This window comes from Actinoplanes sp. NPDC049681 (assembly GCF_044465265.1).
Classification (GTDB): Bacteria; Actinomycetota; Actinomycetes; order Mycobacteriales; family Micromonosporaceae; genus Actinoplanes.
This window is the reverse complement of sequence record NZ_JBITLP010000008.1, coordinates 400,305-413,392: the sequence shown is the minus strand read 5'-3', so window position 1 is coordinate 413,392 and position 13,088 is coordinate 400,305. Positions and strand designations below refer to the sequence as shown.

Here is a 13,088-nt window from a genome sequence, read left to right as displayed (position 1 = left end):
CGAGAGGCGGGCTGCATCCCGTCAGTCGCAAGCCGTCACCGTCATTGTTACGGATTCACAACGCCGCGAGTTCGATCGGTCATGAGGAACGCTCACCCTGCGGGACGGCCCGGCGCGCCGCGGAAGATCGGTCCGACGGTACGCTCGGCGCGTGAAGCGCGGCGAGATCTGGACCATCGGCAGCCGCACCGACCTGCGCTACCGGGTCCTCGTGCTCTCGGCCGACAGCTACAACGAGAGGTCGAACGCATCCCCGTACTGCGCCCCGATCGTGCGCCAGCGCGGCGTCACCGAGCTGCCACCGTACGCGGTGGCCCTCACCGAGCAGGATCCGATCACCGGCGTCGTGGTGGTCAACCGGATGCGCCGACTCCCCGCCTCCGTGGGTGCGGAGCGCATCGGCATGGTCACCGGCGCGAGCATGGCCCGGCTGACCGAGGCCATGCGAAACCTCTTCGAGCTCTAGCCACCACCGTGACCGGCACGGTAGCCCGTCCGGGTGATCCGGTCGACGTAGCGCCGCAGGTCGGATGAGGGTGGGGGTGTTCGGGGGATGACGGTGCCGCGGGCGCTGGCGTATCCAGGAGGGCGACGGGAGTTCCGCGGGCGCGGGCGTAAGAGGGGGCAGTGACCTGGATGGGCGGTCGGCAGGCGTACATCGAGGCGGTGGAGAGCCTGCGGACGGCCGCGAACCGTCCTTCGGGTGACGCCGCGCGCGCCGTCGTCGACCGGGCCGTGGGCCTGCTCGCCGGCCGCAGCCGGTGCCGGCTGGCCGACGCCCACCGGCGCCTGTTGCAGATGAGCGCCGAGCAGGGTCGCGACCTCGTCGAGGTGGCCGCCGGCGTGATCGGCCTCATGGACGTCCCCGACCAGCGCGAGGCTCGCACCGCGCCGCTCCTGCCGACGGCCGTCGGCGTCGCGCCGGTGCGGCCCAGCGCGGACTGGCTGCCCGTGGTGCAAGGCGTCCTCGACGCGATGCCGGGTCAGCACGCGCTGATGATGCCGGTCCGCGACGACACCGGCCGCCTCCACGACCTCGAGGTCGCCGTCGCCAGCCCGGCGGCGGTCGCCGTCGACGGGCTGCGCGGGCCCGCCCTGGTCGGCGCCCGGCTCGGCGAGCACTTCCCGCAGGCGCTGGTCAGCGAGCGCTGGCCGGTCTACCAGCGGGTGCTCGACACCGGCGAACCGGCCGAGATCGGGCCCTTCCGCAACGCCTTCGGCCGCTACAGCGTGCGCGCCCACCGCCTCGGCGCGGCGCTGCTCATGACCTGGGAGCGGCACGAGGACCACCCGGCGGGCAGCGAGCGGATCGCGGCCACCGAGCGTCTCGGCAACCTCGGCTGGGGCGAGTGGGACCTGGTCAGCGGCGAGGTCCGCTGGTCCGAGCAGCTGTACCGGATCTACGAGCGCGATCCCGCCCTCGGGCCGCTGCCACGGGAGGAGTCGGAGGCGCTCTCCCTCGCCGAGGACCTGCCCCTGAAGCTGGCCGCGGTCGAGGCGTTCGAGCGCGGCGAGCAGGTCGACCTGACCACCCGGGTACGCATCAACGGCCGGATCAAGCACCTGCGCTCCGTGGTGGACGCGGTCCGGGACGCGTCCGGCGCCCCGCTGCGCATCTTCGGCATCGTGCAGGACGTGACGGCCCGCGAGGCGAGCGTCCAACGCCTCGCGGAGGTCGAGCGCCAGCTGGCCGAGCAGCGCCGATCGCTCGACGCCGAGCACCAGCTCGCGGCCAAGCTGCAGCAGGTCATCCTCCCCATCCCGGAGACCCCGCTGGCGCTGCCGGGGCTCAAGGTCGCGGTCCGCTACCTGCCCGCGGAGCAGGAAGGCATGGTCGGCGGCGACTGGTACCACGCGGCGGCGCTGCGCGACGGCTCGGTGCTGCTCGCGGTCGGCGACGTCGCGGGCCACGGCACCCACGCCGCCACGACGATGGCCCAGCTGCGCCACTCCCTGCGCGCGCTCGCGGTCACCACCGGCGACCCGGGCGTGCTGCTCGGCCACCTCAACCGGCTGACCTGCGACCTCGACGAGGAGAACCCGGAGACGACGGCCACGGCGATCGTGGCCCGCTTCGAACCGGCCCGCCGCCGGCTCACCTGGGCCCAGGCCGGTCACCCGCCGCCACTGCTGTCCCGTGGCGGGCGCACCGCCCCGCTGCCGCGCCCGTCCGGCCCGATGCTCGGGGTGGTCGAGGACGCGACGTACGAGTGCGCGACGCTCGACCTGGCGATCGGCGACGTGCTGCTCTGCTACACCGACGGGCTCGTCGAGCATCGCCGGCGCAGCCTCGACGACGGCCTGAACGCGGTCATCCGGGCGGTCGACGAGGCGGTGGCGGTGTCGCCCCGCCAGCCGCTCGGCGAGCTGCTGAGCCGCCTGCGCCAGGCGAACCCGGACGACGACACCTGCATCCTGGCCGTCCGGCCGGTGACCGGCGAGACCCAGGACCTGCGGCACTTTCTGCGAGGCTGGTGAGCTCCGGTCCAGCCGGTCCCGGTCTCAGGCGACGGGTGCGCCGCGGTCGAGCCGGCGGTCGAGGCTGATGGCAGCGTCGATGAGCGCCAGGTGGGTGAACGCCTGGGGGAAGTTGCCGATCTGCTCGCCGGTGAGGGCGATCTCCTCCGAGTACAGACCGAGGTGGTTGCCGTAGGTGAGCATCTTCTCGAAGGTCACCTGTGCCTTGTCGACCTGTCCGGCGGTCGTCAGGGCGTCGACGTAGGCGAACGTGCACAGTGAGAAGGTGCCCTCGGTACCGCGCAGCCCGTCCGGCGAGGCGGCCGGATCGTAGCGGTACACCAGGCTGTCGGTGACCAGTTCCCGGTCCATGGCGGCGAGGGTGGACATCCACATCGGATCCGCCGGGCTGACGAAACCGACGCGCGGCATCCGCAGGAGCGCGGAGTCGAGGACGTCCGTGCCGTAGTGCTGCCGGAAGGCCCGGCGTTCCGGACTCCAGCCCCGCGTCATGATCTGCTGGTAGACGGCGTCCCGTTCGGCCTGCCACCGGCTGACAGCGGCCGGGCGCCCGTGCGCGGCCGCGAGCCGGATGCCCCGGTCGAGCGCCACCCACGACATGAGCCGGCCGTAGGTGAAGTCCTGTGGGCCGCCGCGGGTCTCCCAGATGCCCGCCTCCGGCCGGTCCCAGTTCTCGGTGAGCCAGTCCAGCACGTCGCAGATCCGCTGCCAGCCCTGGTGGCCCGCGGAGATCCCGTGCCGGTCGGCGACGTAGATGCTGTCCAGCGCCTCACCGTAGATGTCCAGCTGGAGCTGGTTCGCGGCGCCGTTGCCGATGCGGACCGGGGCCGATCCCCGGTACCCCTCCCAGTGGTCGAGGACCTCCTCCGTGAGATCGCTCGACCCGTCAACGCGGTACATGATGTTCAGCGGTCCGCTGCCGTCCTTGTCGCCCTGCTCCTCCACCCGGTCCCGCAGCCACCGCCCCAGCGCCGCGGCCTCCTCGCGGAATCCCATGCCGAGCAGCGAGTACACCGAGAACGAGGCATCCCGGACCCAGGTGTACCGGTAGTCCCAGTTCCGTTCGCCCCCGATCTGCTCCGGCAGCGCGGCGGTGGGTGCCGCCACCAGCCCGCCGCTCGGTGCGTACGTCATGAGCTTCAACGTGATCGCCGAACGGTGCAACGTCTCCCGCCAGCGCCCGGCGTACGTGGACTGTGCGAGCCAGCGCTTCCAATAGCCGACGGTCTCGTCGAACAGCCGCAGCGCCTCAGCCACCCGCACCGGGCGCGGTGCCGCCCGGTCGCCGGCCTCGAGGATGAGGCCCCGCAGCTCGCCGGCCCTCAGCTCCACCCGGGCGTTCAGGTCGCCGTCGGAGTCCACCCGGATCTTCGCCCGCTCGTCGTCCGGCTCACGGATGAATTCGACGGTCAGGACCGTACGGTCGCCCTCGAACCGGACGCCGTCCGGGCCCTGCCGCGTCCGGTGCGGTTCACGCCCGTAGTCGAAGCGCGGGGCGATCTCCACGTCGAAGGTCATCCGGCCGCGGACGCAGCGCACGACACGGACGAGGCGATGGCTTCCGGAGCTCTGCTTGCTGCCGGTCACCGGCATGAAGTCGACGACCTCGCCGACGCCCGACTCGGTCAGGAAGCGGGTGACGAGCACGGCGGTGTCCGGGAGGTAGAGCTGCTTGCGGTTGAAGACGTCGACGGCGGGCCGGATGCGGCAGTGGCCGCCGCGACGGTGGTCCAGGAGGGCACCGAAGATGCTCGGCGAGTCGAACCGCGGGGCGCAGAACCAGTCGACGGTTCCGTCGGTGGCGACCAGCGCCGCGGTCTGCAGGTCACCGACGAGGCCGTGCTCGGCGATGAGCGGGTAGTCGGACATGAGCTCAGCCCTTCGGGGTGCGTACGCGGGTGGCCCGACCAGCTTGGGCACCGGTCGGCGCCCCGGCATCATGCGGAGTGGATGATGTGCTGCTGTCCCGGGCGCCGTCGGGAGCTGACTGGCTACCGGCCGGGGACGACAGGCATCCGGCAGGGATGAGGCCGGCGGGAGGATCTGGCCGCCACGCTGAACGGGTGAGAGCCCGGCCGCCGACGCGCGCCACGGCGACACGTCGCAGCCTGGCCGCGACGATCGCCGTGCTGGTGACGGTGGCTGTCGCCGGGCGGATCGGGCCGCCGGGCGCCATGCTGCTGGCCGGGCCGCTGGGCGCAGCGGTGCTGCTCGCCCTGGCCCGGGGCGCCGGGATGGACGCGGAGGACCTGGGCCTCGGTCGCCGGTCGTGGCGGCGCGGGACCGCGTACGCCCTGGTGTGCGTTGCGGCGGTCGCCGTGGTGTACGCGGTGGCGGCCCTGCTGCCGGTGACCCGTCCCGCGTTCCTCGACGCGCGTTACCGCAACGGTTTCGGTGCCGCGGTGCGGGGCGCTCTGCTCATCGTCCCGCTCGGCACGGTCCTGTTCGAGGAGGTCGCCTTCCGCGGCGTTCTCTGGGGCCTGCTGTACCGCTGGGCCGGCGCCACCCGGGCCACTCTCGTGTCGTCGGGGCTGTTCGGCCTGTGGCACGTTGTCCCGTCGCTGCGGCTGAACCGGGTGAACCCGGCCGTCGCGCAGATCGTGGGGCCGGGCCGGTTCGGGCAGATCCTCGCCGTCGCGGGCGCGGTGGCGTTCACCACGGCGGCCGGGGCCCTGCTGTGCGAGCTGCGCCGGCGCAGCGGCAGCCTGCTGGCACCGGCCGGGCTGCACTGGGCGGTCAACGGCCTGGCAATTCTCATCGCGGCCGGCGTGGTGGGCTGGTGGGAAAGGACGGTCCCGCGGTGACCACAACGACCTCGCCCGAGAAGCCGGACCTCCCGGCGCGCGGCTGGTGGTGGCGGCTGCGCCATCGCTGGCACTACACCTATGTCGGCGTGCTCGGCGCCCTGATCTTCTTCTGCCTGTCGCTGACCCCGTCGCTGCTGCCCCGCGGTCACGTCCTGCAGGGAATCGTCAGCGGGATCACCGCCGCCATCGGCTACGGAACCGGCGTGCTGTCGGTCTGGCTGGTGGGGAAGCTGTCCAACCGGCCGCTGCCGAGCCCTTCTCCGGTCGCCTGGCGCGGGCTGGCCGTCGTCGCCGTACCCGTGGTGGGTCTCTTCCTCTACCAGGGGTCGGTCTGGCAGCGAGAGGTGCACCGCCTGATGGGGATGGCGGCCCCGTCCCGGTTCGGTGTCCTGGCGGTCCTGCTCATCGCCGGAGTGTCCGCGGCCGGGCTCGTCGGCCTGATCCGGGTCCTGCGTTCCGCGGCGCGCGCCATGGGCCGGCTGCTCAGCCGATGGATACCCGCGACCACGGCCCGGGCGATCACCGGGCTGGCGGTGGCGCTGCTCGCGGTGGGGATCCTCAACGGGGTGGTGATCGAGGGCCTCTTCGCCGTCACGGACACCGCGTTCCGCGACGTCAACGACGAGACCGAACCGGGCGTGGCGCCGCCGGGCGACCCGCTGCGCTCCGGAGGCCCGGGGTCCCTGGTGTCGTGGGCGTCGCTGGGCAACCAGGGCCGGCAGTTCGTCGCCGGTGGGCCCGGCCCGCAGGAGCTCTCGGGCTTCGGCCGCGCCCGGCCCGACCGGCCCGTCCGGGTCTACGCCGGACTGGACTCCGCGCCGACGTCCCGCGAACGCGCCCGGCTCGCCGTGCGCGAGCTGCAGCGGACCGGCGCGTTCCAGCGGGACGTGCTGCTGGTGATCACCACGACGGGTACGGGGTGGGTCGACGAGGACGCTGTGGTGCCGCTGGAGTACATGTACGACGGCGACACCGCGATGGTGGCGTTGCAGTACTCGTACCTGCCGAGCTGGCTCTCCTTCCTGGTCGACAAGGAGCGCGCCCGCGAGGCCGGGCGGGACCTCTACAACCAGGTGTACGCCGTATGGTCGAGGATGCCGCTGCGCGCCCGGCCGAAGCTGCTCGTCTTCGGGGAGAGCCTCGGCTCGTTCGGCGCCGAGTCGCCCTTCGGCGGTGCCGACGACATCCGCAACCGCGTCGACGGGATGCTGCTGGTCGGCCCGCCCAACCGGAACACGTTGTGGCGGGAGTACGTCGCCGACCGGGACCCGGGGAGCGCCGAGATCCTGCCCAGCTACGAGCAGGGCGCCACGATCCGGTTCGCCCGCGACCCGGCCACCGACCTCGACCGGCCCGCGACCGCGTGGGGCACGCCGCGGGTCGTGTACCTGCAGCACCCGTCGGACCCGATCGTGTGGTGGGCGCCGCGCCTGGCGGTCAGCCGTCCCGACTGGCTGCGCGAACCGCGCGGCGCCGACGTCTCGCCGGCCCTGCACTGGTACCCGTTCGTCACGTTCTGGCAGGTGACCGCCGACATGGCGTTCTCCACCGGGGTACCCGCGGGTCACGGGCACAGCTACGGCGTGGCGCCGGTGGCGGCCTGGGCGGACATCGCACCTCCGCACGGCTGGACGCCCCAGCGCACCGCCGACCTCACCGCCCTGCTGTCCACCACCGGAGGATGAGCGTCCTCGCGGCCCCGGCCCGAGGTCCGCGCGGCTCGGATACGCCCGGGCGGGCGCGGCACCCGGGTCCGGTCAGGGGAATCGCCCCGGGAGATGATGGGCGGCATGATCCGAGTGCCCCGGGTGTCCTGCGTGTTCGTCTGCCACGACGGTGCCGGGCGGATCCTGCTCGCCCGCCGGTCCGCGGGCGCCCGCGACGAACCGGGCACCTGGGACACCGGAGCCGGCGCGCTGGAGTTCGGGGAGAGCTTCGAGCAGGCCGTGGCCCGCGAGGTGGGGGAGGAGTACGGCACCCCGCCGCAGGAGGTCGCCATGCTGGGCGTGCGCAACGTGGTTCGCGAGGACTCGCACTGGGTGGCCCTGGTGTTCGCCGTACGCGTCGACCCGGCCGCCGTGCGCATCGGGGAGCCGCACAAGTTCGACGAGCTGGGTTGGTTCCACCCCGACGCCCTGCCGGCGCCCGCGCATTCGCAGCTCGCCGCGACTCTCGAGCTGCTCACCGACCGGAAATGATCGGACGTATGCGAGGTCGGACGGCGGGTATGCGCCGCCCATGTCTCACTACGGCGACGAGGTCGCGTCGCTGGCCACGGAGCTCACCGACGCCGGCGATCTCGACGCCCTGATCGACCGCGCGTCGTCCGCCCGGGTGGTCATGCTGGGCGAGGCCAGTCACGGTACCCACGAGTACTACTCCTGGCGCGCCGTGATCACCCGGCGCCTGATCGAGGAGCTGGGCTTCTCCTTCGTCGCCGTCGAGGGCGACTGGCCGGACTGCGAGCGCGTGGACCGCTGCGTACGGGGGCTGCCCGGCTCTCCCGGTGACCCGCGGGAGGCGCTGATGGCGTACGACCGGTGGCCGACCTGGATGTGGGCCAACGAGGAGGTCGTCGACTTCTGCCGGTGGCTGCGCTCCTGGAACGCCGCCCGGGAGCCGAAGGTGGGCTTCCACGGGCTCGACGTGTACTCGCTGTGGGAGTCGATGCGCGAGATCCTCGTGTATCTGCGCGAGCACGACCCGGATCAGGTGCCGGGCGCGCTGGCCGCGTACCGGTGCTTCGAGCCGTACGCGGAGGACCCCCAGGCCTACGCGTGGGCGACCCACCTGGTCGCCGCGAGCTGTGAGCGGGAGGTCGTCGACCTGCTGGTGGAGCGTCGCAAGCGGGCCGCGGGCTCGGCGGGGGAGTTCGCCGCCTGGCAGAACGCCGAGGTGGTGGCCGGCGCCGAACGGTACTACCGGACGATGGTGAACGGCGGCGCGGAGTCCTGGAACGTCCGCGACCGGCACATGGACGAGACCCTGGACCGGCTGCTCGGGCACTACGGCCCGGACGCGAAGGCCGTCGTGTGGGCGCACAACACCCATGTCGGCGACGCGCGGGCGACCGACCAGGGTGTGCACGGCGAGGTGACGATCGGCCAGCTCGGGCGGGAGCGCTACGGCAGCGGCGACGTCCTGCTCGTGGGCTTCGGCGGGCACCGCGGCACGGTGATCGCCGGGCGGCAGTGGGGTGCCGCGATGGAGGTGATGGGGGTGCCCCCGGCCCGGCCGGACGCCCTCGAGGACGTCCTGCACGCGACCGCTCCCGGGTCCGCCCTGTTCGTCTTCCCGGACCGGCCGGATCAGCCGCCGCTGCTGACCGATCTGGTCGCCCACCGCGCGATCGGTGTCGTCTACCGCGCCGAGCAGGAGCGGTGGGCCAACTACGTGCCGACGATCCTCGGCGAGCGCTACGACGCGTTCCTGTGGTTCGACGAGACGACCGCCGTCCGTCCGCTGCACACCTTCACCGTCGACGCCCGCGAGCCGGAGACGTATCCGTCCGGTGTCTGAGCAGCGCTTCACCGACCGCACGGCGGCGGGCAGGCAGTTGGGCGTCATGGTGGCGCGGCACATCGGCACCCGCGGCCTCGACCGGCGGCCGCTGGTGCTGGCCCTGCCCCGCGGCGGGGTCCCGGTCGCCGCGGGCGTGGCGGCGATCGTCGGCGGGGACCTGGGCCTGGTCATCGCCCGCAAGATCGGCGCGCCGGGGCGCCCGGAGCTCGGCGTCGGTGCCGTCGCCGAGGACGGGCAGCCGGTCTTCGACGAGGATTCGCTGCGCGAGCTGGGGCTCACCCAGGCCGACCTGGCGGAGACCGTCGCGGCCGAACGGGCGGAACTGGCGCGCCGGATCCAGGCGTACCGCGGTGACCGGCCGGCGGTCGCCGTCATGGACCGGCTGGTGATCGTCGTGGACGACGGCGTGGCGACCGGGGTCACCGCCCGGGCGGCGCTGCGCTGGCTGCGCGAGCGGGGGGCGCACCGGCTCGTGCTGGCGACGCCGGTGTGCTCGCGGGACGCCGATCATGCTCTCGCCGCGGACGCGGATCTGGTGATCTGCCTGGAACGGCCGCTGCAGTTCGGTGCCGTCGGCCGGTTCTACCAGGACTTCACGCAGCTGACGGACGACGACGTCCGCGCGGTGCACCTCATCTCTTGACATCCGCATTTCCAGGCCTACTCTAAACCTGTCGGTTGATTAACCGACTGGTTTATAAGCCGAGTGGTGGAGAGCATGACAGCGGATCCCATCAGCAGCGTCTTCGCCGCTCTCGCCGACCCGACCCGCCGGGCGATCCTGGCCCGGCTGGCGCAGGGCGACGCCACCGTCGCCGAGCTCGGCGCCCCGTTCCCGATCACCGCGCAGGCCATCTCGAAGCACCTCAACGTGCTCGAGCGCGCCGGCCTGATCGTGCGGACCCGGGAGGCGCAGTGGCGGCGGGTGCGGATCGAACCGACGCCGCTGCGGGACATCGCCGGCTGGGTCGCGCAGTACCGGCGGCTCTGGGAGGAGCGCCACGACGCGCTGGCCGGCTATCTCGACACGTTGCAGAAGGAGAAAGAGTCGTGAGCACCATCGCCATCAGCACCCCGTCCGACACCGAACTCGTCATGACCCGTACGTTCGACGCCCCGAAGGCTTTGGTCTTCGCCGCGTACACCGAAGCCGACCACATCCGGCACTGGTGGGGCCGGGGCAACCCGCTCGACGTGACGATCGACTTCCGCGTGGGCGGCACCTGGCGCTTCGTCGAGACCGCCGACGGCCGGCAGCACGCTTTCCGCGGCGAATTCCGAGACATCCAGGCGCCGGACACCTTCACGTGGACCTTCGAGTACGAGCCGATGCCCGGCCAGGTCGCCGTCGGGCGTTACGTCTTCACCGAGCAGGACGGGAGGACGACCGTCACCAGTACGACGACGTTCACCTCGCAGGCCGACCGGGACGACATGATCGAGTCCGGCATGGAGGCCGGGGCCGAGCAGAGCTACGCCGCCCTGGACGTCTACCTCGCGAAGCTCCAGGGATGAGAGGGCGCCCACCCCGGGGGCGCAGGGGCCGGAAGCCTCCTTCCGGCCCCTCGTCCGTCAGCGGTCCGGGCGATCGAGCAGTGTGGCGGCGAGTGTGATGACCGCGGCGGCGAAGTAGAGCAGATCCCCGGCGGTGTGGACGACGCTGACCCAGAAGTGCATAGTGTGCTCCCGTTCGTGTGGTGAAGAGGTGGCCGGCCGGCCTCGAGGACACGACGACTGCATCAGCCCCGCGGGCTGTCCGGCAGCAGCGCCGAACGACACCGGACAGACCCCCGGGCGGATGACGATCCACCGCGCGGGAGGTGGAACGTCTACGGTGTTCGGATGCCCTCCGGTGAGACCGCACCGAACAGCGGCCGGAGCGCCGGCCCCACCCGTGAGCCGGACGGGATCCACACGGTCCAGGAGCTGGCGGTCGCCCTCGACGCGCTGCGGGGCACGCGCTCGTACAGTGAGCTGGACCGGGCGGCCGGGGGCCGGACCACCCGCCATGTGCTGCCGCCCAGCACCCTCAGCGACATGCTCAAGGGCAAGACGACGCCCGGGCGGGACACCGTCGTCACGTTCCTGGCCGCCTGCGAGGTGGACGAGGGCGCCCGTGAGCCCTGGCTCCGGGCCTGGGAGCGGGTCAGCACCCGGCACCTGCAACGGCCCGCCGGCGCTGTCCGGGTCCGCGACGCCGACCCTCGCCTGCTCGGTGTGCACTCCTCGATCCAGGTCGGCCCCGACAGCGGCGACCTCCCGGTGTACGTGCCGCGTGATCTCGACCTGGACCTGCGCGCCTCGCTGGCCGCGGCGGGCGCCGGGCGCGGTGTGTTCCTCCTGCTCAGAGGCGGGTCGTCGGTGGGGAAGACCCGGACGCTGGTCGAGGCGGTGCGCGCGTCGCTGCCCGAGTGGTGGCTGCTGCATCCGGCCGACGCGCAGCGGGTACGGGCGACAGCCGACGCACCGCCGCCCCGCACTGTGGTGTGGCTGGACGAGCTGCAGCGCTACCTGGACGAGCCCGGCGGCCTGGCGCCCGGAGTCGTCCGGGCCCTCGTGACGGCGGGCCTGGTGGTCGTCTGCACGTTGTGGCCGGACGAGTACGCCGGCCGGTCCGCCCCACGCGTCCCCGGACGGCCCGATCCGTACGCGGGCGACCGGGAACTGCTCGGCCTCGCCCGGGTCGTCGACGTGCCGGACACCTTCAGCGCCGCCGAGCGGCGCCGTGCCGAGGAGCTGGCCGCTGACAGCCGGATCAGGGTCGCCCTGGACACCCGCGACGCCGGCCTCACCCAGGTCCTCGCGGCGGGCCCGGAGCTGATCCGGTGGTGGGAGCACGCGGACGTCACGCAGCCCCGGCAGTGCTACGGCAAGGCGGTGATCACGGCGGCGCTCGATGCGCGGCGAGCCGGTGCCGATGCGTGCCTCGGCGCCGACTTCCTCTCCGCCGCCGCCCCGGCCTACCTGACCAGCGCCCAGCAGGCGACCGCGCCGCCCGACTGGTTCGAGCAGGCCCTCGGCTACGCCACCACGCGGCTGCACGGTGCCACGGCCTGCCTCGTCCCGGTCGCCGCCGGCATGGGCCGCACGGCCGGCTACGTCGCCGCCGACTATCTGTACCAGCACGCCCGCCGTACCCGCCGTACCGTCGCCGTGCCTGATGCGGTGTGGGACGTCCTGGTGGCCCTCCACCCCGGCGACAGCATGCGCCTCGCCGGTAACGCAGCCCGGCGGGGCCAGCGGCGCGCGGCGGAGGCGCTGTACCGGCGCGCGGCGGACGCGGGCAACGAACTGGCGCGCATCCGCGTCACCAAGATGCTGGCCGAGCAGGGCCGGGTCGACGAGCTGGAGGGACGCGCCGACGCCGGCGACGGCCACGCCAGTGACCAGATCGCCAAGCTGCTGGCCCGTGAGGGCCGCGAGGAGGAGCTTCGCCGGCGCGCCGACGGCGGTGACGGGTACGCCGCCGAGCGGCTCGCCCGCATGCTCGGCGAGCAGGGCCGCGTCGACGAGTTGCGGCATCGTGCGGACTCGGGCGACGGGTACGCGGCGGACCGGCTCGCCAAGCTGCTCGCCGATGAGGGCGATGTCGACGAGGCGATCGCCCTGTTGCGACGGCACGAGCACGCGGCGGACGGATCCGCCGTCGTCCGCCTGGCCGAGGTGCTGACGAGCAGGAACCGCCTGGACGAGGCGATCGCCCTGCTGCGCCGGCACGAGGACGCGGCGGAGGGGTACGCCGGCGTGCAACTCGTCGAGCTGCTGGCCGCGCAGGGACGGCTGGACGAGCTCCGCCAACGCGCCGACCTGCTCGATTGGTACGCCGCGGAGGCGCTCGCCAAGGCGCTGGCCCGGCAGGGCGGCGTCGAGGAGTTGCACCGGCGCGCCGCGGACCGGGACGTTTACGCCCTGGTCGAGCTCGCGCGCCTGGCCGAGCAGCAGGGCCGGACGGACGAGGCGATCGCCATGCTCCGCGACCGCCCGGACGCGCCCGCCGCGGTCGAGGTGAGCAGGATGCTGGCGGAGCGCCGCTCGATCGGCGAACTCCGGTTCCGCGCCGACGCCGGTGACATGTACGCCGCCGACCGGCTGGCCGAGCTTCTCGCCGGTGAGGGAGAGGCCGGGGAGCTGCGGCAGCGCGCGGACGCCGGCGACGTCTTCGCCGCGAACCACCTGGTCGCCCTGCTGGCCGCGCAGGGCCGGGTCGACGAGCTGAGATCGGAGATGGTGGCCGGCACCCCCGGTGCCGCGGAACGGCTGGCGGAGCTACCCCGGTGAACG

Annotated in this window: 11 protein-coding genes; 10 read left to right on the top strand and 1 reads right to left on the bottom strand. The window is 73.3% G+C overall.

Annotated elements, in window-relative coordinates; translation table 11 throughout:
* Positions 1–151: 151 nt before the first annotated feature.
* Complete coding sequence (locus ACIBO8_RS29515) at positions 152–466, top strand: type II toxin-antitoxin system PemK/MazF family toxin (RefSeq protein WP_396118606.1); 315 nt, start codon at positions 152–154, stop codon at positions 464–466.
* Positions 467–636: 170 nt separating this feature from the next.
* On the top strand, positions 637–2,478 hold the full coding sequence (locus ACIBO8_RS29510) for a SpoIIE family protein phosphatase (RefSeq protein ID WP_396118605.1): 1,842 nt from the start codon (positions 637–639) through the stop codon (positions 2,476–2,478).
* Positions 2,479–2,502: 24 nt separating this feature from the next.
* On the opposite strand, the gene ACIBO8_RS29505 is transcribed toward ACIBO8_RS29510, so the two are convergent.
* Complete coding sequence (locus ACIBO8_RS29505; RefSeq protein WP_396118604.1) at positions 2,503–4,347, bottom strand: glycoside hydrolase family 15 protein; 1,845 nt, start codon at positions 4,345–4,347, stop codon at positions 2,503–2,505.
* Between the two features lie 194 nt (positions 4,348–4,541).
* Between ACIBO8_RS29505 and ACIBO8_RS29500 the strand changes: the two genes are divergently transcribed.
* From ACIBO8_RS29500 to ACIBO8_RS29465, 8 genes are all read left to right on the top strand, one after another.
* Entirely contained in the window at positions 4,542–5,282 is a 741-nt protein-coding gene (locus ACIBO8_RS29500) for a lysostaphin resistance A-like protein (protein WP_396118603.1), read from the top strand.
* Positions 5,279–6,970 (top strand): alpha/beta hydrolase, encoded by a 1,692-nt coding sequence (locus tag ACIBO8_RS29495; protein WP_396118602.1) that lies wholly within the window; start codon positions 5,279–5,281, stop codon positions 6,968–6,970. The genes ACIBO8_RS29500 and ACIBO8_RS29495 overlap by 4 nt, the downstream gene beginning before the upstream one ends.
* Before the next feature lie 105 nt (positions 6,971–7,075).
* Positions 7,076–7,483, top strand: a complete 408-nt coding sequence (locus tag ACIBO8_RS29490) for an NUDIX domain-containing protein (RefSeq protein WP_396118601.1) — start codon at positions 7,076–7,078, stop codon at positions 7,481–7,483.
* Positions 7,484–7,523: 40 nt separating this feature from the next.
* Positions 7,524–8,804 (top strand): erythromycin esterase family protein, encoded by a 1,281-nt coding sequence (locus tag ACIBO8_RS29485; RefSeq protein WP_396118600.1) that lies wholly within the window; start codon positions 7,524–7,526, stop codon positions 8,802–8,804.
* Positions 8,797–9,450: a phosphoribosyltransferase gene (locus ACIBO8_RS29480; RefSeq protein WP_396118599.1), complete on the top strand. Its 654-nt coding sequence runs from the start codon at positions 8,797–8,799 to the stop codon at positions 9,448–9,450. Before ACIBO8_RS29485 ends, ACIBO8_RS29480 begins: the two co-directional genes overlap by 8 nt.
* A gap of 75 nt (positions 9,451–9,525) precedes the next feature.
* A complete protein-coding gene (locus tag ACIBO8_RS29475) occupies positions 9,526–9,861 on the top strand; it encodes an ArsR/SmtB family transcription factor (protein WP_396118598.1) in 336 nt (111 codons plus the stop codon).
* Complete coding sequence (locus ACIBO8_RS29470) at positions 9,858–10,322, top strand: SRPBCC domain-containing protein (protein WP_396118597.1); 465 nt, start codon at positions 9,858–9,860, stop codon at positions 10,320–10,322. Before ACIBO8_RS29475 ends, ACIBO8_RS29470 begins: the two co-directional genes overlap by 4 nt.
* A gap of 327 nt (positions 10,323–10,649) precedes the next feature.
* Positions 10,650–13,085, top strand: a complete 2,436-nt coding sequence (locus ACIBO8_RS29465; RefSeq protein WP_396118596.1) for a tetratricopeptide repeat protein — start codon at positions 10,650–10,652, stop codon at positions 13,083–13,085.
* Positions 13,086–13,088: the final 3 nt, after the last annotated feature.

What these genes read in the sequence shown, in the direction of transcription:
- ACIBO8_RS29510 (WP_396118605.1), top strand. Translation starts at nt 637, where the DNA reads ATGGGCGGTCGGCAGGCGTACATCGAGGCGGTGGAGAGCCTGCGGACG.
- ACIBO8_RS29505 (WP_396118604.1), bottom strand. Translation starts at nt 4,347, where the DNA reads ATGTCCGACTACCCGCTCATCGCCGAGCACGGCCTCGTCGGTGACCTG.
- ACIBO8_RS29490 (WP_396118601.1), top strand. Translation starts at nt 7,076, where the DNA reads ATGATCCGAGTGCCCCGGGTGTCCTGCGTGTTCGTCTGCCACGACGGT.
- ACIBO8_RS29485 (WP_396118600.1), top strand. Translation starts at nt 7,524, where the DNA reads ATGTCTCACTACGGCGACGAGGTCGCGTCGCTGGCCACGGAGCTCACC.
- ACIBO8_RS29475 (WP_396118598.1), top strand. Translation starts at nt 9,526, where the DNA reads ATGACAGCGGATCCCATCAGCAGCGTCTTCGCCGCTCTCGCCGACCCG.
- ACIBO8_RS29465 (WP_396118596.1), top strand. Translation starts at nt 10,650, where the DNA reads ATGCCCTCCGGTGAGACCGCACCGAACAGCGGCCGGAGCGCCGGCCCC.